This window comes from Pseudomonas sp. AC193, from assembly GCF_979258075.1.
In genome coordinates, this window is sequence record NZ_OZ409832.1 from 3,102,213 (window position 1) to 3,128,509 (window position 26,297).

General features: G+C 59.9%; 23 protein-coding genes and 1 pseudogene. 12 read left to right on the forward strand and 12 right to left on the reverse strand.

The window, feature by feature from the left end:
* The first annotated feature begins 3 nt into the window (after positions 1 to 3).
* From ACZZ0D_RS13990 to ACZZ0D_RS14000, 3 genes are all read left to right on the forward strand, one after another.
* Positions 4 to 1,188, forward strand: coding sequence for a GNAT family N-acetyltransferase (locus ACZZ0D_RS13990; RefSeq protein WP_463553569.1), 1,185 nt, complete (start codon positions 4 to 6; stop codon positions 1,186 to 1,188).
* Positions 1,160 to 1,951: a ChbG/HpnK family deacetylase gene (locus tag ACZZ0D_RS13995; RefSeq protein WP_463553570.1), complete on the forward strand. Its 792-nt coding sequence runs from the start codon at positions 1,160 to 1,162 to the stop codon at positions 1,949 to 1,951. The genes ACZZ0D_RS13990 and ACZZ0D_RS13995 overlap by 29 nt, the downstream gene beginning before the upstream one ends.
* A gap of 113 nt (positions 1,952 to 2,064) precedes the next feature.
* A complete protein-coding gene (locus ACZZ0D_RS14000; RefSeq protein WP_463553571.1) occupies positions 2,065 to 2,757 on the forward strand; it encodes an N-acetyltransferase in 693 nt (230 codons plus the stop codon).
* 209 nt (positions 2,758 to 2,966) lie between these two features.
* On the opposite strand, the gene ACZZ0D_RS14005 is transcribed toward ACZZ0D_RS14000, so the two are convergent.
* Complete coding sequence (locus ACZZ0D_RS14005; RefSeq protein WP_463553572.1) at positions 2,967 to 3,764, reverse strand: class I SAM-dependent methyltransferase; 798 nt, start codon at positions 3,762 to 3,764, stop codon at positions 2,967 to 2,969.
* Between the two features lie 266 nt (positions 3,765 to 4,030).
* Between ACZZ0D_RS14005 and ACZZ0D_RS14010 the strand changes: the two genes are divergently transcribed.
* Positions 4,031 to 4,378 (forward strand): hypothetical protein, encoded by a 348-nt coding sequence (locus tag ACZZ0D_RS14010; RefSeq protein WP_463553573.1) that lies wholly within the window; start codon positions 4,031 to 4,033, stop codon positions 4,376 to 4,378.
* 161 nt (positions 4,379 to 4,539) lie between these two features.
* Here ACZZ0D_RS14010 and ACZZ0D_RS14015 read toward each other — a convergent pair whose 3' ends face one another.
* Complete coding sequence (locus tag ACZZ0D_RS14015) at positions 4,540 to 5,439, reverse strand: LysR family transcriptional regulator (protein ID WP_159815779.1); 900 nt, start codon at positions 5,437 to 5,439, stop codon at positions 4,540 to 4,542.
* A 228-nt stretch (positions 5,440 to 5,667) separates the two neighbouring features.
* Between ACZZ0D_RS14015 and ACZZ0D_RS14020 the strand changes: the two genes are divergently transcribed.
* Entirely contained in the window at positions 5,668 to 6,687 is a 1,020-nt protein-coding gene (locus tag ACZZ0D_RS14020) for an alpha/beta hydrolase (protein ID WP_463553574.1), read from the forward strand.
* A gap of 108 nt (positions 6,688 to 6,795) precedes the next feature.
* Positions 6,796 to 8,223, forward strand: coding sequence for a mechanosensitive ion channel domain-containing protein (locus ACZZ0D_RS14025; RefSeq protein ID WP_463553575.1), 1,428 nt, complete (start codon positions 6,796 to 6,798; stop codon positions 8,221 to 8,223).
* Between the two features lie 207 nt (positions 8,224 to 8,430).
* Here ACZZ0D_RS14025 and ycaC read toward each other — a convergent pair whose 3' ends face one another.
* The 6 genes from ycaC to ACZZ0D_RS14055 all read right to left on the reverse strand — a co-directional run bounded on the left by ycaC (position 8,431) and on the right by ACZZ0D_RS14055 (position 14,059).
* Positions 8,431 to 9,054 carry an isochorismate family cysteine hydrolase YcaC gene (gene ycaC, locus ACZZ0D_RS14030; RefSeq protein ID WP_007913541.1) on the reverse strand — a complete coding sequence of 208 codons (624 nt, stop codon included), beginning with the start codon at positions 9,052 to 9,054 and terminating at the stop codon, positions 8,431 to 8,433.
* A gap of 71 nt (positions 9,055 to 9,125) precedes the next feature.
* Positions 9,126 to 10,964 carry an amidohydrolase gene (locus tag ACZZ0D_RS14035; RefSeq protein ID WP_282354532.1) on the reverse strand — a complete coding sequence of 613 codons (1,839 nt, stop codon included), beginning with the start codon at positions 10,962 to 10,964 and terminating at the stop codon, positions 9,126 to 9,128.
* 43 nt (positions 10,965 to 11,007) lie between these two features.
* The gene (locus ACZZ0D_RS14040) at positions 11,008 to 11,634 is read right to left on the reverse strand and encodes an antibiotic biosynthesis monooxygenase (RefSeq protein ID WP_463553576.1); all 627 of its coding nucleotides are present in this window, start codon (positions 11,632 to 11,634) and stop codon (positions 11,008 to 11,010) included.
* Complete coding sequence (locus ACZZ0D_RS14045) at positions 11,627 to 12,043, reverse strand: DoxX family protein (protein ID WP_159815775.1); 417 nt, start codon at positions 12,041 to 12,043, stop codon at positions 11,627 to 11,629. Before ACZZ0D_RS14045 ends, ACZZ0D_RS14040 begins: the two co-directional genes overlap by 8 nt.
* Before the next feature lie 215 nt (positions 12,044 to 12,258).
* Positions 12,259 to 12,618: a DUF6124 family protein gene (locus ACZZ0D_RS14050; protein ID WP_463553577.1), complete on the reverse strand. Its 360-nt coding sequence runs from the start codon at positions 12,616 to 12,618 to the stop codon at positions 12,259 to 12,261.
* Between the two features lie 517 nt (positions 12,619 to 13,135).
* Positions 13,136 to 14,059 carry a LysR family transcriptional regulator gene (locus ACZZ0D_RS14055; protein ID WP_463553578.1) on the reverse strand — a complete coding sequence of 308 codons (924 nt, stop codon included), beginning with the start codon at positions 14,057 to 14,059 and terminating at the stop codon, positions 13,136 to 13,138.
* Positions 14,060 to 14,271: 212 nt separating this feature from the next.
* Here ACZZ0D_RS14055 and ACZZ0D_RS14060 point away from each other — a divergent pair, with 212 nt between their 5' ends.
* Entirely contained in the window at positions 14,272 to 14,694 is a 423-nt protein-coding gene (locus ACZZ0D_RS14060) for a helix-turn-helix domain-containing protein (RefSeq protein ID WP_053119037.1), read from the forward strand.
* Between the two features lie 142 nt (positions 14,695 to 14,836).
* Positions 14,837 to 17,731, forward strand: coding sequence for an ATP-binding protein (locus ACZZ0D_RS14065; RefSeq protein ID WP_463553579.1), 2,895 nt, complete (start codon positions 14,837 to 14,839; stop codon positions 17,729 to 17,731).
* Here the strand turns inward: ACZZ0D_RS14065 and ACZZ0D_RS14070 are convergent.
* Both ACZZ0D_RS14070 and ACZZ0D_RS14075 read right to left on the reverse strand, forming a co-directional pair.
* On the reverse strand, positions 17,696 to 19,132 hold the full coding sequence (locus ACZZ0D_RS14070) for an ATP-binding protein (protein ID WP_463553580.1): 1,437 nt from the start codon (positions 19,130 to 19,132) through the stop codon (positions 17,696 to 17,698). The genes ACZZ0D_RS14065 and ACZZ0D_RS14070 overlap by 36 nt on opposite strands.
* A gap of 89 nt (positions 19,133 to 19,221) precedes the next feature.
* On the reverse strand, positions 19,222 to 20,172 hold the full coding sequence (locus ACZZ0D_RS14075; RefSeq protein ID WP_159815535.1) for a GlxA family transcriptional regulator: 951 nt from the start codon (positions 20,170 to 20,172) through the stop codon (positions 19,222 to 19,224).
* A 220-nt stretch (positions 20,173 to 20,392) separates the two neighbouring features.
* Here ACZZ0D_RS14075 and ACZZ0D_RS14080 point away from each other — a divergent pair, with 220 nt between their 5' ends.
* Entirely contained in the window at positions 20,393 to 21,115 is a 723-nt protein-coding gene (locus ACZZ0D_RS14080; RefSeq protein WP_463553581.1) for a pirin family protein, read from the forward strand.
* 47 nt (positions 21,116 to 21,162) lie between these two features.
* Here the strand turns inward: ACZZ0D_RS14080 and ACZZ0D_RS14085 are convergent, their stop codons facing one another.
* Both ACZZ0D_RS14085 and ACZZ0D_RS14090 read right to left on the reverse strand, forming a co-directional pair.
* Positions 21,163 to 21,579, reverse strand: coding sequence for a hypothetical protein (locus ACZZ0D_RS14085; protein WP_463553582.1), 417 nt, complete (start codon positions 21,577 to 21,579; stop codon positions 21,163 to 21,165).
* Positions 21,580 to 21,817: 238 nt separating this feature from the next.
* Positions 21,818 to 22,693 (reverse strand): LysR family transcriptional regulator, encoded by an 876-nt coding sequence (locus ACZZ0D_RS14090; protein ID WP_212546170.1) that lies wholly within the window; start codon positions 22,691 to 22,693, stop codon positions 21,818 to 21,820.
* A gap of 111 nt (positions 22,694 to 22,804) precedes the next feature.
* Here ACZZ0D_RS14090 and ACZZ0D_RS14095 point away from each other — a divergent pair, with 111 nt between their 5' ends.
* From ACZZ0D_RS14095 to ACZZ0D_RS14105, 3 genes and pseudogenes are all read left to right on the forward strand, one after another.
* A complete protein-coding gene (locus tag ACZZ0D_RS14095) occupies positions 22,805 to 24,088 on the forward strand; it encodes a YbfB/YjiJ family MFS transporter (RefSeq protein ID WP_463553583.1) in 1,284 nt (427 codons plus the stop codon).
* Between the two features lie 62 nt (positions 24,089 to 24,150).
* Positions 24,151 to 25,148, forward strand: a pseudogene (locus ACZZ0D_RS14100) (NAD(P)H-quinone oxidoreductase).
* A 109-nt stretch (positions 25,149 to 25,257) separates the two neighbouring features.
* Positions 25,258 to 26,202 (forward strand): alpha/beta hydrolase, encoded by a 945-nt coding sequence (locus ACZZ0D_RS14105; RefSeq protein ID WP_426617910.1) that lies wholly within the window; start codon positions 25,258 to 25,260, stop codon positions 26,200 to 26,202.
* Positions 26,203 to 26,297: the final 95 nt, after the last annotated feature.

Below are 26,297 nucleotides of genomic sequence, written 5' to 3' on the forward strand. Positions count from 1 at the left end.
CCTATGGTGACGCGATTTGAATGGCGCACTTCACTGTGCGCCGCCGATTTCCCCGAAGCAGCGTATGAAGCGCTGCGTCTGCGGGTGACGGATCACACGCCGTTCAACAACCTTGGTTGGTTGTGCGCGGCCGAGCAGGCCCTTGGTACGGATGAGCGTCTGCACATCCTGCTGGGTTGGGAGGCGGACGAATTGCGTCTGTGTCTGCCGCTGGTGGCAAGTCGCGAACGCTTTGCCGGCGTGCCGTTTCGGGTGCTGCATCACTTGGGTTATCCGCTGGCGGATCGCTTGGCGCTGCTGTCGTTGTTGGGCGCTGAGGACATGCGTCAGGCGCTGAATATGATTCGCCAACGTGTGCCCCACGCGCTGCTGCAACTCAATGAATTGTCCGAACCTGCCGGTGAGGAAAGTGCGCTCACCGAATGGATGGCGCACAGCTCCACCGGTGAACGACGGCTGAGTTGTCGAGTGCCGGTGCACCTGATCAGCGAGGCCGATCATCAGGAAGTCTCCGGTGATCCGCGCTACAAACTGCGACGGGCGCGCAAGCGGATCGCCGCGTGTGGCGCTGAAGTGCGCAGAATTATTCCCGATGCGATGAGCATGGGCCCGTTGTTGCAGGCCATCAGCGAAGTCGAAGCGGTGAGCTGGAAAGGTGACGAAGGCGTAGGTATTTTTGCCAGCGAAGCCAGTCGCCAATTGATCGAACGCGCGTTCATCGCCCTCTCCGGCCAAGGCTTGGTTCGGGTGGTCACGCTGGAGTTGAACGGGCGCTGCATCAGCTATCGCCTCGGCCTGCTGGAACAAGGCCGGCTCTACGATTACAACCTCGCCTTCCTGCCGCAATACGCCGATCTGGGCAGTGGCCGGGTGCTGCTGGAGGAATGGATTCGCTGGGGGCTCGACGATCACTGGCACTGGATCGATGCCTCGCGGGTCAGCCTGGAAAACTCCAGCCATCAACTGCACGAACGCATGACCGGACAACTGGAGCACTGGCGCTGGAGTTTTTATTCCTGGCGGCCGAGTGGTCTTGTCCTCGGCCTTGGCTTGCGCCTGTGGCATCGACTCAAGCCGCGCGTACAAGCCTGGCGGGCGCGGCGTGCCGAGCAAGTGAAACCTGTTTTGAAACCTGTTGCGATCACCACGGAGGGCGAACATGCCACGCCAAGTCATAGTCAACGCTGACGATTTCGGCCTCAGCCCGAACGAAAACGCGGTGATCTTCGCTGCCTTTCAGGCCGGGGTCATCAGTTCTGCCACGGCCATGGCCAACATGCCGGCGTTCGAAGCGGCGTGCGCGATGGCCCGGCATCCGACGTTGCAAGGCCGGGTTGGATTGCACTTCAACCTGACTTACGGGCGGCCGTTGAGTCAGGCGATTCTCAAGCGCCGTACATTCTGCGACGACCATGGCGTGTTCGACTTGAGTCTGCCGCGCCATCGGTTGTGGCTCAGTCGCGAAGACCGCGAGGCGGTGCGTGAAGAATTGCAAGCGCAGTGGCAGCGTTGCGTCGATCACGGCGTGCGGCCGAGTCATATCGATTCACATCAGCACGTGCACAACATCTGGCCGATCGGCGAGATCGTCGCGCGGTTTGCCGCGCATCAAGGTGTGCCGATTCGACTGGCGCGCAATCTGGGGCAAAACCTCAATCTGCCCAAGCGCGTGTTCAAGGGTTTGCTCAATTGGCGCTTGCAGAGTCTGGCTGGTGTGACGGCTGACTATGTGTGCACGCCGATCGACCTGCGCAATGACATTTCGCCGACCGACGGCGTGCTGGAAATCGTCGCTCACCCGACGCAACTGGGCGGCGATTTTGGTGATGCTTATCTCAACCCTGAGCAGTCCCTGAGCCGCGTGCTAGAGCAGCGGTTGACGGGCGTTCCACGGGTTTCCTACGCCGATCTGAACAAGGATTTTCTACGCGGTACCGCCGCACTCGATTGAGTTACATACCTTGCAATACTTTCCAAGATGGCACTTTGAAATGAACCCCCAAGGGTGATCTATACCCACAAAAGCGACATCCACAACACCGGGCTTCGGCCACGGAGGGCATCATGAGCTTCATCAAAAAACTACAAGAACGCATCCGCCAAAAAGGCCTGGGCCGCACCTTCGGCACGTTGTGGAAACGTTACGTGTTTTTCCATTGGGAACTGTTGTGGATGGAGCGCGACCTGGTCACTCCGGTGCAGCCGCACAAGCTGCGTCCGTACGAGGGCCTGAGCAAAGTCGACATTACGCCGGAGAATGCGATCGCGTTCAGCAAGCATTTTGGTGACCGCGTGGAGACCATGGCGGAGCTCGCCGCCGAGGGTCACACCGGGCATATGTACCTCGATGCGGAGGGGCATGCGGTCGGGTTTATCTGGGGCAGCATTCGCGACTATCACGACCGTCATTATTACGGCTGCACCTTCCCGGTGAAGCAGGGTGAATTCTTTGAGTTTGGCGGTGAGATGATCCGCGCGTATTTCGGCAGCAGCCTCTCGGTGGACGTGCAAGTGGCGCTGTGGGAAGCGATGGCGGCGCAGGGTTGCAACAAGGTGGTGGACGTCTGTGAGACGCACAATATTCCGGCGCTGAAGCTGCACATTCGCATGGGCTATCACGAGCAGGGGCGCGTGATGCACGTGTATTGCCTGTTCGGACGCTGGAAGTTTTTCCGCGAGACGCGGTATGAGGGATCGCGGCTTGAACCGCTGCGTAAGCCGGGGCGGCCGGTGGTGAGTGCGGCGGCGCAGGCTTGATTCTCTTTCGGAATTTGCAGTGGCTTTGATGCCGCCTTCGCGAGCAGGCTCACTCCTACAAGGGATCTGCTATGCGCCGAATACCAGTGTAGGAGCTGCCGAAGGCTGCGATCTTTTGACTTTGAAGATCAAAAGATCGCAGCCTTCGGCAGCTCCTACAGGGATTTGTGTATGGCGCATAGCCAATGTGGGTCGACTCACTAAAGCATTCAGACCTTGGTAGCAACCAAGGTAAAGCACATCGGCATCTGCGCCTCTTGATTCAAATACTGGTCATACACCTCTTCCCGGTTCGAGTGCGCATACTCCTTGAAGTGCGCAATATTCAGCCCCGCCGCAATCGCGCCACTGAAAATATCCCCCAGCGTATGCACAAACCAATACGACTTCGCTGCCTGCTGCTCGACCTTACCGACATACACAATCGGCTCTTCCTGCACAAACGGCTCGGTACGGAAATACGAACTGGCGAGCTGATACGGATCTTCCGCATCCGGATCAACCATTTCCAGAAACGGATGGGTTTCATAGATCACCAGTTTCCCACCCGGTTTCAGCGTCGAGACGACATGACGGAAAAACTCGCCAATGTCCGGCATCCAGCCGAACACGCCAATGGTGATCAGCGCCACGTCAAAACGGTTGTGCAAGGACGCCGGCAAATGATGGATATCGGTCTCGATGAACTCGGCGTTGTGCGGTGAACGGCGGTTCAGCTCACGCGCCTGATCGAGAAACGCCGCCGACTGATCGACCCCGACCACACTCCGCGCACCGTGGGCAAACAGCGACAGACTCTCGCGGCCATTGTTGCAGCACAGCTGAATCACATCCTGACCGTCGACCTCAAGCAACCCGCTCAAGGTCTCATCAAGACAAGAGAAATCCGCCTGCGCAACTTCGCTGAGCAAGTCCTGCCAGTCAGGCGAATCCTCATGATGGCGGGCGGAATCGTTCCACGCCTGTCGATTGCTCTCGATGGCGGTTTTGTTATTAGGCACTTCCATGGCGCACTCCGGACGATGCTCGTAATTGAGCGAAACCGAGTCTAGATCACCCCGCCAATCCCGATTGTTGCAAACTTGTAAGCCACACCGTGTAGGAGCTGCCGCAGGCTCGGGCCGCGTTCGGACGATCTTTTGATCCTGCTTTTAAAGATCAAAAGATCGCAGCCTTCGGCAGCTCCTACAGGGATCCGATGTGGATCGGGCGTTAGTGGCGTGGGCAGCTATAGTTAATAGCCTTGGGGAATACCGCACTCGCAGGTGCCGCCATGCTGATGCTCGAACGGCTGTTGTTGATGGGTTTTCTGCTTGCTGCCACTCAGGCGCAGGCGCTGGACAACAATTTTGTGTACTACGGGCCGAACCAGCCCTTTGCCCACCCTGCCCCGTATTCATTGAATGCGACGCCGCCGCGATCTTATGAAGAGGCGGCGCCGCAGGATTTTGTGGTGATCCCGGGTGACCATGAGTTCTACGAGTCACAACTGCCGACGGTGGCGGATGCGACGGTGCGGGTGTTTATTCGCACGTACGATGCCGAGCGCGGGATTTATGTGAATGACGAGGTGCTGGATCCCGGTTGTTTGCTGGAGTGTTTGAGTCGGCAGCAGCGTTGATTCGGGTTGCACGAATATTTCAGACACCGAAGAACCCTGTGGGAGCGGGCTTGCTCGCGAAGGCGTTGGGTCAGCCAATAATGGGTTAACTGACACGACGCTTTCGCGAGCAAGCCCGCTCCCACTTGGTTTTACAGGGTTTGAAAAATCCACTGTAAGGTTTAGAGGGCGACGTTGTTCTGGTTCAGGCGTTCGCGCAGGAATTCGACCAACGCCTGCACCGGGCGTGAGGCCTGCCGATGTTGCGGATACACCGCCGACAACGTCAGCGGCTCCGGACGCAGATCATCCAGCACCGGCACCAGCCGGCCATCCTTCAACGCTGCGCCAACAATAAACGTCGGCAAATACGTGATCCCCATTCCCTGCACCGCCGCATCCCTGAGCAACTCGCCGTTGTTCACCCGCATGCGCCCGGTGACATTGACCAACATCGGCTTACCCTGCCCCGCATTAAACCGCCATTGCACCGAACGCCCATGGCCATAAGGCAGGCAATCGTGGTTGAGCAGTTCTTCCGGTTTCAACGGCGTCCCGCGTTCAGCCAGGTAAGCCGGACTGGCGCAATACACCCGTTCGATCGACGCGATGCGCCGGGCGATCAACGTCGAGTCTTCCAGCACACCAATGCGCAGCGCCAGGTCATAACCCTCGCCCAGCAAATCAACCGGCCGATCACTCAGATCCACCTCCACCGTGACCTCGCGATAACGCTGCAAAAACATCGGCAGCAGACAACCCAGATGCGCGACGGCAAACGACAGCGGCGCACTCACGCGAATCGTTCCGCGCGGCTCGGCGGTCTGCCCGGCGATGCCCTGCTCGACCTGTTCGACCTCGCCCAGCAGGCGCAAGGCCGATTCGTAGTAGCTCTGACCCAACGGCGTAACGTCGAGGCGCCGGGTCGAGCGATTCAACAATCGCACGCCGAGGCGTTCTTCCAACTGCATCAAACGCCGGCTGACGAACTGCTTGGACAGCCCCAGTTGATCAGCCGCGGCGGTGAAGCTGCCAGAGTCCATGACCTGGCAAAAAATACGCATGTCTTCGAACGGGTTCATTGTCACTCTCTGGTGGACAGTTAAACGCTTTATAGCCGCTTTTTCACTTTCGAGCAGCTCATTAATCTGTGCTCACGGTTTGAAAACAACCCTGAACACGTAGGAGCTGCCGCAGGCTGCGATCTTTTGATCTTGATCTGCGGTGACGCGGGTAAAAGGCAAAAACAGGATCAAAAGATCGCAGCCTGCGGCAGCTCCTACATCCCACATTCGAAAATGGAATTGAACATGAACATTAAACAGACCCTCGCCGCTTCCCTCCTCGCCCTGTCCATCGGCAACGCATTCGCCGCCGAGACCTCCGGTGTCGAACACAACACCCAGGCCTTCCTCAACGCCCTCGCCGCTGGCGGTGGCAAACCCCTTGAGCAACTCAGCCCGAAAGACGCCCGTGCGGTGCTGACCGGTGCGCAGGCTTCGGTGAAGGTGGACTTGTCCGGTGTTGAAGTCAGCGACAAGACGATCAAGGTCGACGGCCAGACGATCAACCTGAAAGTGGTGCGTCCGGCCAAGGTCAAAGGTGAGTTGCCGGTGTTCATGTTCTTCCACGGTGGCGGCTGGGTGCTCGGTGATTACCCGACGCACCAGCGCTTGATTCGTGACTTGGTGGTGGGCTCTGGCGCTGTCGCGGTGTACGTCGATTACACGCCGTCGCCGGAAGCGCAGTACCCGACCGCGATCAACCAGGCGTATGCCGCGACAAAATGGGTGGCTGAGCACGGCAAAGACATCGGTGTCGACGGCAAGCGTCTGGCGGTGGCCGGCAACAGCGTCGGCGGCAACATGGCGGCGGTTGTGGCGTTGATGGCCAAGGAACAGAAAACCCCGGCACTGCGCTTCCAGCTGTTGATGTGGCCGGTGACCAACGCGCAGTTTGACGACGGTTCGTACCAGCAATTTGCCGAGGGCCATTTCCTCACCAAAGGCATGATGCAGTGGTTTTGGGACAACTACACCACCAACCCGGCCGAGCGTGCGCAGATCCATGCCTCGCCGTTGAACGCCAGCGTCGAACAGCTCAAAGGTTTGCCTGCTGCACTGGTGCAGACCGCCGAATTCGACGTGCTGCGTGATGAAGGCGAAGGCTACGCGCGGCACCTCGATGCGGCCGGCGTGGCGGTGACCTCTGTGCGTTACAACGGGATGATCCATGACTTTGGTTTGCTCAACCCGCTGAGCCAGATTCCTGAAGTGAAGGCAGCGGTGCGTCAGGCGGCGGCTGAGTTGAAGACTCATCTGAATCCTTAAAAACAAAAGATCGCAGCCTGCGGCAGCTCCTACATTGCAATGCAATCTTCTGTAGGAGCTGCCGCAGGCTGCGATCTTTTTACTGGCAAGCACTGCGGAGCTTCGGTCATGACATTCTTCTACACCCACCTACTGTCCCTCAGCGCCGCCCTGCTGCTGCTCGACGCGGTGCTCTGGCACTTCACGCCGTTCACCCATCGTGCGCCAAGAGTGGCTGTGCGGCTGGCGCTGTTTCTGGCCTTCACCGCGTTGGTGATCAACGCAGGTGTCAGCCCGCTGCAAGCCCCGCTGTTCGCCGATGACCGCGTCGCGCAACTGGGTGCAACGGCGTTGGGGATTCTCTGGTGGTTGTACGCCGCGCGAGTTTTGACGGAAGTGATCGGCCTGGCGCTGATGCGCCGCATCGGCCACAGCGGTCGTTTGCTGCAGGATGTCATCGGCGCGCTGGTGTTTCTCGTGGCCATCGTTGCCGCCGCCGGTTACGTGCTGGAACTGCCGGTCAAAGGCTTGCTGGCGACCTCCGGGGTGGTCGCTATCGTCGTCGGTCTGGCGCTGCAAAGTACCTTGGCCGATGTGTTTTCCGGGATCGTCCTCAACACCACCAAGCCTTATCAGGTCGATGATCTGGTGATGATCGACGGCGTCGAAGGCAAGGTCTTCGACATCGACTGGCGTGCCACGCATCTGCTGACCAGCGCCGGCACCATGGCCGTAGTGCCCAACTCGGTGGCGGCGAAGGCGAAGATCGTCAACCTCAGCCGCCCGAACAACATGCATGGCGTGTCGATCAGCATTCAGGTGCCCAATCACATTCGTCCGCGCCGGGTGCTCGATGCACTGGATCGTACGCTGCAAGGCAGCAGCTCGCTGTTGCTGAGTCCGGCGCCAAAAGCCGTGCTGAAAGAGGCCGGCGAAACCATGTCGGAATACGTCGCCAGCGGTTTCATTGCCGAGTTGGGCAAGAAAGGCGAAGTGCGCAATCAACTGTTCGACCTCGCCCACCGGCATCTCGAAGCAGCAGGGATTTCGCGGCATCCGGACGGCGTGATCGAACCGTCGACCCGCGCACGTGCGCTGCTTGATGAAGTGAAAATCTTCCGCTCGCTGAGCAGCGATGAGCGTGATCGTCTGGCGGAATCGATGGTCGCTCAGCAGTACACAGCAGGCCAGGTGGTGCTGGGGCTGGATGAAGTACCGGACAGTCTGTTCGTGATTGCCACGGGCGTGGTCAGTGCGACGGTGCCGGATGGTAATGAGCAGACTGAAGCCGGGCGCATGGGGCCGAGTGAGGTCATGGGTGAGCAGAGTATTCTGGCTGATACGCCGTCGCAGGCTACGTTTACCGCGCTGACGTCGAGCATCATTTATCGTCTCGACAAGAACCTCACTCGTCAGTGCATGGAACAGCGCACGGAGGTGGGTCGGGCGTTGAATAAATTGCAGGCGGTACGTCAACAGAACAGTCGCCTCGCGTTGATGGCTAAACCGGTGGCGGTGCGGAAAGGCGGGTTTTTGGGGTGGCTTCAAAAGCGTTGAGGCGACAAGATCAAGATCAAAAGCCTCCCCCTCACCCCAGCCCTCTCCCCCAAGGGGGCGAGGGGAAAGGGAGCCGATCTTCAAGCTTTTCAAAATTGAAGTTCGGCTCGGTATTGCACGTCGGCGTGCCTCGCAAGAACCCCTCGGTCAGTCCCCTCGCCCTCCGGGAGAGGGTTAGGGTGAGGGGCTCTTCCAGCTCACACCCAATTACTTGGCGGTGAACTTGGTATAGCTGTTAATCAAGTTGCGATAGTTCGGCAACCGCTCCGACAGCAAATGCGCCAAACCTTCCATATCGTTGCGCCAATCACCCTGCAGCTCGCACGCCACCGAGAACCAGTTCAACAGGTGTGCACCCGCCGCCGACATCCGCGCCCACGCCGCCTGCTGCACGGTGGTGTTGAAGGTGCCCGACGAGTCAGTCACGACAAACACTTCGTACCCTTCAGCAATCGCCGACAAAGTAGGGAAAGCCACGCAAACATCAGTCACCACACCCGCGATGATCAGTTGCTTGCGACCGGTCGCCTTGATCGCTTTAACGAAGTCTTCGTTGTCCCACGCATTGATCTGCCCCGGACGCTGAATGAACGGCGCATCCGGAAACTGCTCGCGCAGTTCAGGCACGATCGGGCCGTTCGGGCCGGCGTCGAAACTGGTGGTGAGGATGGTCGGCAGTTTGAAGAACTTGGCGATGTCGCCCAGCGCCAGCACGTTGTTCTTGAATTCGTTCGGGGTGAAATCCTGTACCAGCGAGATCAGGCCGGTCTGGTGATCGACCAGCAGTACAACCGCATCATCTTTGTTCAGACGTGTGTAAGGAACGCTCATGGGAAAACTCCTGATGGACGGATGGATGAAGCGTGAAGCGCCGACCGGTCGGCCGGCGCTTTGGGGGAGAATCAGAAAGCGAAGCAGGAGCAGCCGAACGCGCCCCAGAACCCGGCGAAGTCGCTGACCGGCGCGTTCGACATCCGCGCCTTTTCATGGCTGTGGGTGTGCACGGCGCAAGGGCCACTGCACTGGTGGACCTGCGCCTGCAAAGGCGAGTTCGGCCGCCAGTGGCCCGGGACTTTGACCACCGGCGACCAGTCCGGCAGCACCGGAATCGAGCGCGGCCCGAGGTCTTCGAAGTCACCAGCAGCGTAAACAATCTTGCCGCCAACCACGGTCAGTACCGACTCGATCCACTTGATCGCTTCTTCCTCGACATGGAAAAAGTCCGCGCTCAGCGCTGCCAGATCCGCCAGTTGGCCGACCTTGATCTGGCCTTTCTTGCCCTGCTCCGAGGAGAACCAGGCGCTGCCGTGGGTGAACAGTTCCAGCGCGGTGGTGCGCGGCAAACCTTCTTCGTACAGCGCCAGCCCGCCGACGGTGCGGCCGCTGACCATCCAGTACAGCGACGTCCACGGGTTGTAGCTGGAAACCCGCGTCGCATCGGTACCCGCGCCGACCGGGACACCTTCGGCGAGCATGCGTTTGATCGGTGGGGTCGCTTCGGCGGCTTGCTTGCCATAGCGGTCGACAAAATATTCACCCTGGAACGCCATGCGATCCTGAATCGCAATGCCGCCGCCCAGCGCTTTCACCCGCTCGATGTTCTGCGGGGTGATGGTTTCAGCGTGGTCGAAGAACCATGGCAAACCGTTGAACGGAATGTCGCGATTGACCTTCTCGAACACGTCGAGCATGCGGCTGATCGATTCGTTGTACGTCGCGTGCAAACGGAACGGCCAGCGCTGTTCAACCAGGTGGCGCACCACCGGTTCCAACTCTTCTTCCATGGTCTGCGGCAGGTCCGGGCGCGGCTCGAGGAAGTCTTCGAAGTCCGCTGCGGAGAACACCAGCATCTCGCCGGCGCCGTTGTGGCGCAGGTAGTCGTCGCCCTGATGCAACTTGACGCTGCCAGTCCAGTTCTGGAAATCGCTCAGTTCTTCTTTCGGTTTCTGCGTGAAGAGGTTATAGGCGATGCGCACGGTCAACTGGTCGTCTTTGGCCAGTTGCTCGATGACTTGATAATCGTCCGGGTAGTTCTGGAAACCACCGCCAGCATCGATCGCGCTGGTCAGGCCGAGGCGATTGAGTTCGCGCATGAACTGGCGGGTCGAATTGACCTGATATTCCAGTGGCAGCTTCGGCCCTTTGGCCAGCGTCGAGTAGAGAATCATCGCGTTCGGCCGCGCGACCAGCATGCCGGTCGGGTTGCCATTGCTGTCGCGAACGATCTCGCCACCCGGTGGGTTCGGCGTATCGCGGGTGTAACCGGCGACACGCAGCGCGGCGCGGTTGAGCAGCGCGCGGTCATACAAATGCAGGATGAACACCGGGGTGTCCGGCGCGGCCTGGTTGATTTCTTCGAGGGTCGGCATGCGTTTTTCGGCGAACTGGAATTCGTTCCAGCCACCGACCACGCGCACCCATTGCGGGGTCGGCGTGCGGTCAGCCTGATCCTTGAGCATGCGCAGCGCATCGGCCAGCGACGGCACGCCTTCCCAGCGCAGTTCGAGGTTGTAGTTCAAACCGCCACGGATCAGGTGCAAGTGCGAGTCGTTGAGTCCGGGGATCACGCAGCGGCCGTGCATATCGACCACTTGCGTGTTCGGCCCGCGCAGGGCCATGGCCTGGTTGTCGTTGCCGACGACCACGAAACGGCCATCGGTAATCGCCACGGCACTGGCCAGCGGTTTGGTGCGGTCTACGGTATGAAATTGGCCATTGAACAGAATCAGATCGGCGCTCATCGCAGTTCCTCAAGCAAAGTAAAAAGAAGCAAACCCCGCGCGCTCAGCGTGGCGAGGTTTCTTGGGAATCGAGGTGTACATGGGCCTGACTGGCTTCGAGCCACGGCGCGAACAAGCGCGTGACGCGCGGCATGAACACGTACACCACCGACACGACGATGGTCAGAGTGATCAGGAACGTGGCGACCACGTAGTTGGAAAGCAGCGGATGCAATCTGAGCAGCGGCCCCCAGATCAGCGGCACCAGCAAGGTGTGCGGCAGAATCACCAGCAGCGTGATCACTGCTTGTTTCCAGCGCGGCGGTGGCGAAGCGGCTTCGGCCAGCGGCGAGAACCAGAACTCGTTGACCGGCGCGACTTCGGTCTGGTCGCCATCGGCAAGCATCGGCGCAGCTTCATCGACCAGCGCCTGACGCTGCGGCGATTCCAGCCACGATTGCATGGCGTCGGTGGAGCAAAAGCGCAGTACGCAGGTGTAGAAGTCGAGACCGGCACATTTACCGCGCACCACATCAACCCCCAAGTGCCCTTCCCGCTGCCCCGCGACCCGCACGATATTGCGCAGCCAGGCTTCATACGCCGCCTCAAACCCGGCTTTGACCCGGTGCTTGACGATCAGCGTCACGGTCTCATCAGACCCCGGTGCTTTTGGACTCAGGACTTCAGGCATAACGCAGCACTCCGGGCAAACGGACGTTGAGCGCCAGCCGTCCCGGCCCGGCGATAAACACAGTGGCAAACAGGATCAACAGCAACCAGCCGAACTGCCCCTCGGCCACACTCCATTGCGGATGCACGACCAACAACGCCACCAGCAGAACAAAGAGAATAGGCACGCAGGCCAATCGCGCCAGTACCCCGGCGACGATCAGTAGCGGACAGACGACTTCGGCGAAGATCGCCAGCATCAGGGTGAGGTGCGAACCGAGGTGGAACGGATCTTCGATCAGCTGCAATTGCGCGCTGAAATCCAGCAGCTTGGGCAAGCCGTGTACCCACAGCAAAAACAACCCGCCGCTGACCCGCAGAAACAGCAAACCGACGTCGCGTGCCCGTTCATCGCGTTGCAAAGCGTTCATTACCCCATCCTGGAAACTTCATCGACCTGAATAATGCCGATGCCGGGAAGGGAAAAATTGAACGGGTGTGCTCAGTTCACCAGCGTGCCGAGATATTCAGCACACCGCAAAACCCTGTGGGAGCGGGCTTGCTCGCGAAGGCGGTGTGTCATTCAAAGTATTTATCAACTGACCCGACGCCTTCGCGAGCAAGCCCGCTCCCACAGGGGATGTGTTCAGGCAGGTGGATTGAGGTTATCCAGCACCCGATTCACCGCGAGCTCGCCGAGCATGATCAACTGCGCAATTCCCAACAACGCCCGGCGCTGCGCTGCGGGCAAGAGGTGGGCGACGTCCTGGGCAATGGTTTTGGCTGAGGCGAGGGTTTCGCTGGCGTCGGTCAGTAGATCTTCGTTTTTGGTGTCGGCGGTGACGGCGTACATAGCACGGGTTTTACGTGGAGGCGGCGTAGAGCCGGGTGGGCAAAGGTAATGGTCGAGGGCGCGGTCGGCGGCTTGGTGGAGTTTTCTGGAATCGATGGATGCGTAGGGAGATGTGGGGTCGATGTCTGGTGGGTTGGGTGTGACTTTGAACATGGTGAATCTCCTTTTTAGCGCAGGGATCACCACGTCCAGTCGCTAAACAGGATGGGTGGCGACCGTATGCAGGTTAGCGAACCGGAAAAAAGGCAACCCGGTAGACCCGAAGGTCTCCCGCATACAGCCGCCATAGCGAGGTGCAGACGATAGCCCGCAACGAAGCATGGAGCGTTGATGCACTTTTTTGATCCGAGTCGCTAAACCCGATCGCTGAATATTTCAGCGACCGCCAAACGATAGAGACCGGGCCACAAGCGCACAAGCCGGCGGATTCTGTCTTAGCTGTAGGCAAAGGCGCAAGGTTGTGTAGCCTGAAAGAGTGTCTGCTGGTGTTGCTTAAACAGCGGTGTTTAAAACACCCACAACGCCGGGCTCACACCCAACAAATGTAGGAGTGAGCCTGCTCGCGATAGCGGTGTTTCAGTCAATACAGGTATCGGCAGAACTGACGCTATCGCGAGCAGGCTCACTCCTACAGGGGGATTTTTGTTGTTTGTGAGATCAGCGAAAGGAGTCAGACCGTTGGGATATCCAGCGGCGCCGCCATGAACTGACTGATCCGCGACCGCAACCACTTCTCCGCCGGATCGTTGTCATGCACCCCGCTCCACGCCATCGACAACTGCGCCGCATCAATCGGAAACGGTGGGTCTTCGGCGCGCAACGCACAGCCTTCAACCAGCGCGCACGCCGCATAATCCGGCACGGTGGCGATCATTTCTGTACCCGCCAGCAACGCGCGCAAACCACTGAACTGTGGCACGCCGAGCACGACGCGGCGACTGCGGCCGAGTTTGGCCAGGTCGAGGTCGATGTTGCCGCTCAAGTCGCCGGAGAACGAGACCATCGCGTGCGGGCGTGCGCAGTATTCGTCGAGCGTCAGCGGGCCTGGGCGGTCGTCGCCGCGCAGGACTTTGCAGGGGATGTCGCGGAGTTTTTTGCGTTTGGCGTTGGCCGGCAGATCGGTGGTGTAACTGACGCCGACGGAGATCTCGCCGGACGCCAGCAGCGCCGGCATCAGCAGGTAGTTGGCGCGGCGCACCACGACGACGATGCCCCGTGCCTCTTCCTGAAGCTGACGCAACAACGGCGGGAACAGGCCAAATTCCGCGTCGTCCGACAAGCCGATCCGGAACACATCGCAGCTGCTTGCTGGCTCGAATTCCTTGGCGCGGCTGACGGCGCCGGAGATCACGTCCATGGCCGGTTGCAGTTCTTTGAGAATGTCGAGCGCGCGCGCCGTCGGCTCCATGGCGCGACCGTTGCGCAGCAGCAACGGATCATCGAACAGATCGCGCAAACGGCCTAACGCGGCGCTGACGGCGGGTTGGCCCATGAACAGTTTTTCGGCCACGCGGGTCAGGTTCTTTTCGAACATCAGTGCTTCGAATATCACCAACAGGTTCATGTCGACGCGGCGCAGATCGTTACGGTTCATGGGCTCGATTTCCTTGTATGGCCAGCCAGACGCAAGTGCTACGCACTTTACTCGATCAACGGCCCATCCAGCGCGGGTCTGTTAGGCGAATTAACAACGATTAACTCGTCAGCGGCCAGCCCGCGCACAACAATCGATGGCCTGCGCAGCGTTGTTTTTTGACCTGAGGGAAAGCGCCGAGTGTGCGTTCCCCACCGACACGGATCCTGGCCATGGCTCATTCTCTGCAAACCGTCGCCCTCGCCCCTGCCTGCGAACCCGTCGTGCCACGCACCGGTGGCCTCAGCCCGCAACGGGTGCGGCGGGTCAAGCAACTGATCCTCGACCGTCTCGGCGAAAGTCTGGAAGTCACCGAACTGGCGCAGGCGTGCTCGCTGTCGCGCAGTCATTTTTCGCGGGCGTTCAAGTGCAGCACCGGCGTGTCGCCACAAGACTGGATACGCGGCCAACGCCTCGCCCGCGCCAAACTGTTGATCCAGCACACCGACCTGAGCCTGACGCAAATCAGCCTGGAATGCGGTTTCTGCGATCAGGCGCATTTCTGCCATATTTTTACTCGCAGCGAAGGGATCAACCCGTTCGCCTGGCGCTGCCAGGTCATGCGTGAACCAAGAAGTCCTCGCCCACTGTCATGAAGTTTTGAACCCACCACTCACACCAGCCGTTGCACCGATGCTCAAACCTGAGGATTATGCCCGGACACCGCGAAACAGACGCCCTGCGCGCTCGCCCAGTGCTGTTTCGTCCTGTCCGCTGCAGCACCGCAGGAGTGAGTGGTTGAGTCTTCCGTCAAATCAGGCCATCGGCTTCGGCCCTTATCGGATTTACCCGGCACAACGGCTGGTGCTGGAGGGTGAGCAACCGTTGCGTCTGGGTCGCCGGGCCATGGACATTCTCCTGATTTTGCTGGCGCACGCCGGCGAAGTGGTGAGCAAGCAGGCGTTGATGGCCGGAGTGTGGCCGGACAGCGTTGTCGAAGACATCAATTTGCGCGTGCACATGGCCGCCTTGCGCAAAGCACTCGGCGATGGTCAGGCCGGTCAGCGCTACATCGTCACCGTGGCGCAGCGGGGTTACAGCTTTGTCGCACCGATTCTGCAACAGAACATCGATCAACAACCCGCTGGCACGCACGTTGGGCGACATAACCTGCCACTGCGGCGCACGCGGATGATCGGCCGTCAAATGCTGGTCGACAGCCTGATGACGCAATTGCCGCGTCAGCGCTGCATCACCTTGGTCGGCCCCGGCGGAATCGGCAAAACCACGGTTGCCCTGCGCGTTGCCGAGCAATTGATCGGGCATTATCGCGACGGCATTCGCTTGCTCGATCTGGCACCGCTGTCCGACCCGCGAATGATCTACTCGCACCTGGCCGCCCTCCTCGACACGTTGCTCAACGATCACGACCCGCAGGCCAGTCTGATCAACGCCCTGCGCGATCGGCAAATGCTGCTGGTGATCGACAATTGCGAGCACTTGATCGACGCCGTCGCCCTGCTCAGCGAGAGCATTTTGCGCGGCGCGCCGCAGGTGCACATTCTGGCGACCAGTCGCGAAAGCCTGCGCGCCGAGGGCGAGTATGTGCAGCGGCTGGAATCCCTCGAATGCCCGCCGGACATCGTCCTCGACCGCGCGCAGGCGCTGAGTTTTGCCGCGCTGCAACTGTTCGTCGAACGGGCCATGGCCGCTTGCGAAAACTTTGAAATCAGCGAAGCCGAACTGCCGCTGGCGATTGAAATCTGCCGACGCCTCGACGGTATTCCGCTGGCGCTGGAGTTGGCGGCCGCGCAAATCGGCGAATTGGGATTGAGCGGTTTGTCGAAGCAGTTGCAGGGGCGTTTGCCGCCCGTGGCGCCGGACAATCAGGATCGTCACGTCACACTGCGGGCCACGCTGGACTGGAGTTTCAATTTGCTCACCGCTTGTGAGCAAACCTGCTTGCGCCGGCTGGGGGTGTTTCGCGGCGGCTTCACGCTAGAGTCCGCTGCGGCAGTCATTGGTGGCCAGCACCTCACGCCCGGTGAAGTGTTTGGCTCGATCACGCAATTGGTCGCCAAATCACTGCTGAACGTTGAAGTCGGCGATGAAGAGGTGTTCTACCGTTTGCTCGACACCACCCGCCGTTATGCCCTGGAAAAGCTCTATATGTCGGGCGAGCTTGGACAGACCCGCAAGCGCCACGCGGAGCGCTGTCTGGCGCTGATGCATCAGGCGCAGAGCGCTTGGGAACACACGCCGACCACGCTGTGGATCGAGCGCTATGCGCGAGGTCTGGAAGATTTGCGCGCGGCGCTGGACTGGAGCCTGAACGGTGACGGCCCGGATGAGCTGGCGATTCGATTGGCCGCCGCTTCCGCGCCGTTATGGCAGGAACTGTCGCTGCTCAAGGAATACGGCGGTTACGTGCGTCAGGCGCTGGCTTTGCTGGAGGATGCCGAGATGCCGTGCCCGCGTCTGCAAATTGCCTTGAATCTCGCACTCGGCAGCGCCTGTTATCACACTTGGGGCGGCACCCCGGAAACCATTGAGGCTTTCGCCAGTGCCACTGCGCTGGCCCATCAGCATGGCGATGTCGCCGGGCAACTGCGGGCGGTTTCGGGGCACATGGCGGTCAACCTCAGTTGTGGGCATTATCAAATGGCCCTTGAGCAGAGCGAACAATTCGATCGCCTCGGCCTGCACGGTGATCCGCTTTTGACATTAAGTACTCACCGTTTGCGCGTGCTGGCGCTGCACTACGCCGGCGACCAGACGCAGGCGCGCATCCACGCCGAACAAGTGATTCAGCGCATGGCGCAGAGCGGTCACCTCAATCGCTTTACCCACGGTTTCGGCGTGCAATACGACCAGAGCGTCGCTTCGCTGACCGTACTCGCCCGCGTGTTGTGGTTGCAGGGTTTTCCCGAACAGGCGTGGCACACGGCGCGGCAGGCGCTGGACATCGCGGTGCAGATCAATCATGGCACCTCGATTTGCTACACCCTGGCGCTGGCCACTTGTCTGATCGCGCATTACAACGGTGACAAACAAAACGCGCGGGCCTTGTTGCGTCTGCTGCTGGAGCAATCGCAGAAGCATTCGGTGCTGCTGTTTCATACGTGGGGGCGGCATTACGCGCAGGTGATTGATGCTGAGACGGCGACGGTTGTGCGGGCGGAGGGTGGCGGGTTGATCCGGGAAATCATGGTGACGCTGGACAGTGGTTTTGTGGATGACGCGTTGTTGGAGCGGGCGCGCAGTGGTGCGGCGGGTTGGAGCACGGCGGAGATATTGCGGGCTCGGGCGGAGCAGCTTTTGGCTGAAGATTTGCAGTGTCTGGACTGGTCTCTTCGCGAGCAAGCCCGCTCCCACATTGGATTTGTGTCAGGCATAGATCCCTGTGGGAGCGGGCTTGCTCGCGAAGGCATTAGCCCGATCACCACAAAATCCCAAGAAGCAGAACATCTCCTGCTCCAGGCCCTGTCCATCGCCCAATCCCAAGGCGCACTGGCCTGGGAGCTACGCAGCGCCATGTCACTGGCCCGGCTCTGGCAGCAACAATCGCGCTACCAGGAAGCCCTTGATCTGCTGACCCCGATCTTCGAACGTTTCACCGAAGGCTACGCCACCCCGGACTTGCGCAAAGTGCGCCAGCTACTCGACAAGTTGCGCAATCAAACGCAAGCCTGAAATCCGGGATGACCGCCGCAGAAAATGAAGATGGCGATGTTCAAAATCACCGCTGATGAGTTTTGCCCGCGCGTACAACCGAGTGGTGTTGAGCATTCGATAATGCAACGCCCCCTCCCCGCGCTTTACCGTTAGTAACGACTTCTGCACCATTTGATCAATGATCAACTGCCCGTGTGCCTCGGCGATCACCGCCAGCGCCGCCTCAAGCGTAAAAGCCACTTTGAACACCGACAAACGTTGCAGCACCCGCTGCTGTTGTTCGCTCAAGCGCTGATAGCTCCAGTCCAGCGCGGCTTGCAGGGTCTGATGCCTTGGCTCAGCAGTACGACGGCCCTGCAACTGCAGACAATTGCCTAACTGCGCCTGCAATCCCACCAGCGCCAGCGCATCAATTTGCGCTGCCGCCAGTTCTATCGCCAACGGCAAACCGTCGAGGCGTCGACAGATATCGCGCACGACTTCCAGATCCTGCAGCCGCAGGCAAAACCCCTGCTGACGCGCGCGGGCGCGGCTGACAAACAGCTGCACCGCCGAATAACCCATGGTTTCTTCGACACTGTCCAGCGCGCTCGACGGGGGAAGGCTCAGCGGTGGCAGGTGCTGCACGGTTTCCAGATCGGCTTGCAGCGCTTCGCGGCTGGTCACGAGGATCGACAAGTGCGGTGCCGCATTCAACAGCTTCTCCACCAGAAACTTGCAGGCGTCGCGCAGATGCTCGCAGTTGTCGAGCAGCAACAGCGTATGACGACTGGCCAACGTGGCGAGATCGGTATTTAGCGTTTGCAAAACGTGATCAAACAGCGCCGTGCCATCGTCGACAAGCGCCAGATCCACACGCCACACGCCATCGCGAAAGTGCTGCAGCAACAACTCGGCCGCGCGCAAAGCCACCGTGGACTTCCCGACCCCGGCCGGGCCCGTCACGCTCATCAACCGGCACAGTGGCAGTTGCCGCACCATCGAACCGACTAACGAATCGCGGCCGGTCACCGGCGTCAGTCGTGCCGGCAGATTGTGCTGGGGCGCCTGCAGGGTTTCGAACACCACTTGCGCGGTATTGTCGCCCTGCACCGGGGCGACGAAGCTGTAACCGCATTGCGGCACGTTGACGATGTAGCGCTGGCCATTTTCACCGTCACCCAGCGCCCGGCGCAGCGCGGCAATGTGCACGCGCAAATTGATCTCTTCGACCACCGACGTCGGCCAGACCAGCGCAATCAAGTGCTCCTTCTTGACCACTCGACCGGCGCGCTCGACCAGCACTTGCAGAATGTCCAGCGCACGCCCGCCCATGCGTAATTGCCGATCCCCTTCCAGGATCAGCCGCTGGCGCAAGTGAAACGCGTAAGGGCCAAAATGCAGCACTGACGCCGAGGTCAAATCGATGGGGCTGTTCATGCCATTATCTTGGCAGCCTCAAGTGACGGTTCAACCGCCACGCGGGGCGCAACACGGACTTCCGGGTGCGCGAAACGGACAGAACCGCTCTAGCTGAACTGTTCGCGGTACTGCGCAGGGGTCAGACCGAGCTTTTCTGCAAACAGAAAACGCATATGGCGGACGCTGCCGAAACCACTTTTGTAAGCCACGGTTTTCAGCGGCAAGTCGCTGGTTTCCAGCAGGTTTCGCGCGCAATCGATGCGCGCACTTTGCAGGAACTCCATCGGCGTCATGTCGACGTCACGGCTGAACAGGCGCGCGAAATGCCGCGCGCTCATGTTCGCCAACCCTGCCATGCGCTCGATGGTGAAAGCCTCGTCGAGGTGTTCAAGGACGTAATTCTGCACGCGGGTAATCGGCGTTTCCTGCGGCGCAACCGCTGCCATCAATGGGCTGAACTGCGCCTGACCACCTTGGCGTTTCATGACGACCAGCAACACTTTGGCGACATTCTGCGCGAGCGTCTTGCCATGGTCTTGAGCGACTACGGCCAACGCCAGATCGATGCCCGCGGTGACCCCGCCCGAAGTGATCAGGTTGCGATCCTCGACGAAAATCTGATCGGTCGCGACGTCTGCCTTGGGAAATCCCTTGATCAGACGTTCGGTGTAATTCCAGTGGGTGGTGACGCGATAGCCGTCGAGCAACCCGGCGTGTCCCAGCACAAATGCACCGGTACAGATTGACCCGTAACGCTCGGCCCGACTGACCGCGCCCTTCAACCAATTGAGCAACGGCGGAGACTTGTCGTTGTAGGCACCGGGGCCGCCCGGCACCAACAGCAAGTCGTAGTACTCGTCTGTCTGCTCAATATGGCGGTCGGCATGTACCAACACGCCATTTGAAGCACGCAGGGGGCCGGGCTCGGTACCCAGAGTGGTCAATTGGTAATGTGCTTCAGCCTTCAAAAAGCGGTTGGCAACCGAAAACACTTCCAGTGGCCCGGCCATGTCCAGCAGAAGAAAGTCGGGGAACAGCACCATTGCCACGGTTTTCATGGAATATTTCACTGAGTTCAAAGAAAGAAAGACGCACCGGATACGCGAGGCATTATGGCCAACTGCAGCGCAGACGTCGGAAAAAATGCGTGAACCACCGCGCAAAACTGTCAACCTGACCAGGACAGTCTTTCAATTTTCATCTACTTATTGCACTTGGCAATTACCAGTAACCTTCTCCTCACTCGGACGAATTAACGTCCCGTAAGGAGATTTCATCATGCTGACTCTTCGCAAAGCCTCCGATCGTGGCCTCGCCAATCATGGCTGGTTGAAGTCGTTCCACACCTTTTCCTTCGCCAGCTACCGCGACCCGCGTGAACAGGGTTTCTCTGACCTGCTGGTGATCAACGATGACCGCGTTGCTGCCGGTAAGGGTTTCGGCCAACACCCGCACCGCGACATGGAGATTTTTTCCTACGTGCTGGAAGGCGCGCTGGAACACAAAGACACCTTGGGCACCGGTTCGGTCATCCGCCCCGGCGATGTGCAACTGATGAGCGCCGGCAGCGGCGTGGCGCACAGCGAGTTCAACCACTCGGCGACCAAGCCTGTGCACTTCCTGCAAATCTGGATCGTGCCGGAAGTCAGTGGCGCCAAACCGCGTTATCAGCAGGAGCACTTCAGCGCCGAGAAAAAACGCGGTCGCCTGCAGTTGATCATCTCGCCGGACGGCAAAAATGGATCGCTGAAAGTGCGCCAGAATGCGCGAGTGTATGCCGGCCTGTTCGATGGCAAGGAAAGCGCCACACTGAAACTGGCCGCTGACCGTTATGCTTACGTGCATGTGGCACGGGGCAGCGTTGAACTCAATGGCGTGCAATTGCAGGAAGGCGATGGCGTGCGGGTTCGTGAGGAACAGACACTGACCTTGAGCAATGGCGTAGACGCCGAGGTGCTGGTGTTTGACTTGCGGCCGCAGGAATTGCCGCAGATGCCATAAGCAGTATTTCAACGCCAACAGAAACGGCCTTCTTTGAAGGCCGTTTTTTATTGTGGCGGTACCGGTATTGGCAATGAGGCAGGCTTTTGCACGCTGATGTCTTTGCCCAGTTGGATCGCTGCTAGCGTAGTCTGCAGGGTAGTCAGCACGGCGGCTTGATTGGCGAAGTGCGCGGCCACGACGATGGTGATCACTCCGAAAAAATGTACGGCAGTCGCTGCCCAGTAATTAGCCTTCACAGTCGAGGCCTGTTTGATGGCTTCTTTCGACTCTTCGGCGATTTTTTGCACTCCGGCCCACATCAAATCATAGCGTCTATCCCGCTCGGTTTGAGTCTTGTCCCGCTCGGCCTGGGCCGAAAGAAAGGCATCGAATCTCGCCGACACACCCTCAAGCCGAGCATCCATTCTGGCTTCGATGGTTTCTATCTTTGCATTGAATTCTTCGCGACTGATTGCACTCATGGTTTGGGTATTCCGACCTTGTCTCGACAGGTCACTAATTAAGTTTTGACTGAGTTCCGTAGTTTTCAATTCGACACCTTCCTGGGTCTACCGATACCGTCCCTGGTACTCCACATCAGTGCGAGCCTTTGGCCTCTCACCGAGCTGTCGTAACGATAGAACTCGCCCAGTCGGCTGACAAGCCAGCCGATTCTGCCTGTTTTGTAGGCCGTTTCGTCAGAAGACGTAGCCCTTGCATCTAGTCATTCTCAGCTGCAAACACACCGACAATCTGCTCGATCACCGCCCTCACCCGCGCGGTATGGCGCAGATCCGCGTGGGTCACCAGCCACACGTCATACGGTAACGGCCGTGTACGTTCGGGCCAGAGCCTGACCAGACCATCGCGCTCGCCCATGTACACGGGAATTTCTCCTACACCGAGACCGGCCGCCATTGCCCGGCGCACCAACAGGCTGGAACCGAGGCCGGCAACAATCCGCCCGCGAGTCATCGGTTCAGAGACCAGCGTCAGGTCTTTGTTGCCCTGCAAATACGGCTGATAGACCACCAGATCATGCCCCTCGAACGCCGAGCCCGGTTGCGGAATGCCCTTGGCATCGACGTACGCTTGCGAAGCGAACAGACCCACCGGCCAGCGGGCAATCCGCCGGGCGATCAGATCCGGATTGTCCGGCCGCGTATTGCGTACGGCGATGTCCGCCTCGCGCTTGGCCAGGCTGAGAATCTGCGTGGACGCGTCCAGTTGCACGCGTACGTCCGGGTGCAACTCGTGCAGGCGGGCAATGGCCGGAATCAGAAAATCGATGGCCAGCGAATCGGTGGTGCTGACGCGCACATTGCCGGTCAGGCGGTCGTCGAGCCCCTGAATCTGCCGCTCAAGTTCCAGCGCCGAATGCTCCATTTTCTCCACGTTCTTCAGCGCGGCCTCACCCACCGCCGTCAACGCGTAACCGTCGGAGGTGCGCAGGAACAACGTCGCACTCAGGGACTTTTCCAGCGCAGTGATGCGTCGCCCTACTGTCGCTTGATCAACTCCCAGCACCCGCGCTGCGCCGCGTAACGTCGACTCGCGACAAACCGCGAGAAACACCCGCGCATCATCCCAATTCATGCTGTCTCCTGATGATGCAAATCCGCATCGGCGCACCGCTTAATCGCTGCGCGAATGCAGCAACGATAGCCGATATCCTCAGCGCCATATACCTTCCTCGAGATCGCTCTCATGCGTACTTCATCATCCACCGGCCTCTGGCTGCCGATCTTCGCCGGACTCTGCGCCAGCCTGGTCAGCATCGGCCTGGCGCGGTTTGCTTACACACCGTTGATTCCTGCGCTGATTCAGGTGCAGTGGTTTTCTGCCAACGACGTCGTGTACCTCGGCGCCGCCAACCTTGTCGGCTATTTGATCGGTGCCCTGCTCGGCCGTCCTGTGGCGCGGCAACTTGGCAACAAAAATGCGCTGCGCCTGATGATGTTCGCGGTGACAGCGGCATTTTTCGCCTGTGCCTATCCGCTGTCAGTGAGCTGGTTTTTCGGCTGGCGGCTGCTGTCGGGGATTGCCGGTGGCGCGATCATGGTGCTGGTAGCTGCGACCGTGCTGCCGCATGTGCCGGCCGCGCGCAAAGGGCTGGCCAGTGGCGCGATTTTTCTGGGGATCGGTTTGGGCATTGCCGGATCGGGGACGATTGTGCCGCCGCTGTTGAGTTTGGGTCTGCAGGCGACTTGGCTGGGGCTCGGCACTTTATCGCTGGTACTGACGGCGCTGAGCTGGTTCGGCTGGCCTGCGGATCTGCCGCAGCCGACCGTCTCGCATGATATGGCGGCGACTCAAGCGACTCCGCCCGGCGTTTATCTGCTGTTCGCTCAATACGCCTTCATGGCGGCGGGTCTGGTGCCGGCGATGGTTTTTCTGGTGGATTACGTGGCGCGCGGACTCGGTGCCGGGGCGCATGTCGGCGCGTTGGTGTGGGTGATGTATGGCATGGGCGCGATTGTCGGGCCGGTGAGTTATGGCTTTCTGGCGGATCGATTCGGCGCACGTAAAAGTATTCGGCTGGTGCTCGTCGTGCAGGCGATCACGCTGGGGCTGCTGGCGGTGTCGCATTCCTTTCTGGCACTGGCGCTGCTCGCGGTGATTCTCGGTTCATTCCCGCCGGGCATCGTGCCGCTGGCCCTGGCTCGGGTGCATGAGCTGGTGCCGAATCATCATCGCCAGCAAATCGCCTGGAGCCGCGCCACGGTGTCGTTTGCCACGTTTCAGGCGCTGGCCGGGTTTGCCTATTCGGCGCTGTTCAATGCCACGGGCGGCCATCACGCGTTGCTGTTTGTGATTGCTGCTGGTGCGATTGCGGTGGCGCTGATCCTGGAGTTAGCCATGAACCTTTGGACACGCACAATCCAATGTAGGAGTGAGCCTGCTCGCGAACGCGGTGTGTCTGGCAACCCTGCATCGACTGCCCCGACGCCATCGCGAGCAGGCTCACTCCTACAGGGGTGCGGGGATTGACCTGAATTTATTGATCGACGCAGCACTCCCATTTACACAAACCTTTGCTGAGAGGAATCTGCATGTCTTTGCCTAACGAAATGACCCAAATTCAAATCACCGAACCCGGTGGCCCGGAAGTCCTGCAACCCAAACGCGTACCGTTGCCAGTCGCCGCTGAAGGCCAAGTACTGATCCGCGTACACGCCGCCGGGGTCAATCGTCCGGATGCCTTGCAACGTGCCGGCAAATATCCGATGAAGCCCGGTATGGACCGGTGCCCGGGCTCGAAGTGGCTGGTGAAGTCGTGGCACTGGGCGCCGGCGTCAGCCAATTTGCCGTGGGCGACAGGGTCTGTGCGTTGACCAACGGCAGCGGCTACGGCGAGTACTGCGCGGTTCCAGCAGGCCAGACTTTGCCGATTCCCGACGGCATCGACTGGATTCAAGCGGCAGCGATCCCGGAAACCTTCTTCACCGTGTGGGCCAATCTGTTCGTGCTCGGTGCCGCCAGCCGTGGCCAGCGCGTACTGATTCACGGCGGCACCAGCGGCATCGGTACCACCGCGCTGATGCTCTGCCGCGAATTCGGCATCGAAACCTTCGCCACCGCCGGCAGCGCGGATAAATGCGCGGCGATCAGCAAACTCGGCGGCCAGCCGATCAACTATCGCGAAGAGGATTTCGCCGCGGTGATCGCCGAGAAGACAGGCGGCAAAGGCGTGAATGCGATTCTCGACATCATGGGTGGCTCGTACCTCAACGGTAATGTCAGCGCGTTGGCGATGGACGGCCGGCTGGTGATGCTCGGCTTCCTCGGCGGCGCCCGTGCCAATGACTTCGATCTGCTGGCAATGATGGCCAAACGCGCGGTCATCACCGGTTCGCTGCTACGTGCCCGCACTGCGGCGGAGAAAGCCGAGATCGCCAGCCAACTGCGCGAGCACGTCTGGCCGGCACTGGCTGCCGGGCGCTGCCTGCCGATCATCGACAAGGTCTACCCGCTCGCCGACGCGGCCCAGGCCCACGCGCACATGGAGGCCGGCGACCATATCGGCAAAATCGTGTTGCAGGTGATTTAAGCCGTTGCAGCATTTTGTAATCGTTGCCCACGGGCGCTGGTCGAAATTGTCACGCGCAGACCGAGGGTTCTGGTAAAAAGCGTTCTTTGTCTGCGTGGTGAAACGTTTAATGTTCCAGGCCTTCATGACTCGTCTGCGACGCCGCCGTCTGGCGTTCGCCTGCATGGCTGCGCTGATTATCGGCGTGCCAACGAGTTGTGCCGTGCTCGAACACACCGAACGCAAACTGCTGTTTCGAATCGAACCGGGCACGGCCGGCTGGTATCACGGCTTGCCCGGCAGCGTGCAGGAACTCGACCTGCAGCCAAAAAGCTTCAAGGCCGGGCAGAACATTCACGCGTGGTGGTGGCCGGCGGAAAAAGCCAATGCCCCGGCCATTCTCTATTTGCACGGCGTGCGCTGGAACCTGACTGGGCAGTTGTTCCGCATTGAGCAATTGCGCGCAGCGGGTTACTCGGTGCTGGCCATCGACTATCGCGGTTTCGGCCAGAGCCACGGTGATCTGCCGTCGGAAAGCAGCGTTTACGAAGATGCCCGCGTCGCCTGGGAGCGCTTCAAACTGCTGCAACCGGATCCGAACAAACGCCTGATCTACGGCCACTCTCTTGGCGGCGCAGTGGCGATCGATCTGGCTGCAGAACTTGGCCAGGACGCCGAGCTTAATCACACACCGCTGCCGGTTCGTGGATTGGTGATTGAATCGACCTTCACCACACTGGCGGACGTCGCCGCGTCTGTGGCCAACACCTCGCTACCGGTGCGCTGGTTGCTCTCGCAGAAATTCGATTCGATCGACAAGATCGCCGACATTCATATGCCTTTGCTGGTCGTACACGGTCTGGCCGACGCTTTCGTGCCACCGCGTTTCAGTGAGCAACTGTTCAACGCAGCGCAACAACCCAAGCGCCTGTTGTTGGTGCCAGGAGCAACGCACAACAACAGCATGGCGCTCGGCGGTCAAAGTTATCGCAAAGCGCTGGACAGCCTGATGCAATCCAAACCCGCTCCCCGCATGGCAGGGCCTGCTTTGTTAAAAAGCTCAGGCGATTCCTGACCTGGATTCAGACAGTGCTAAACCAGACGTTTTTGAGAACGAATCCATCTGGAAAGCTCCGCCCTTCCTGACGTCCAACGCTCTGCTATGTTTTA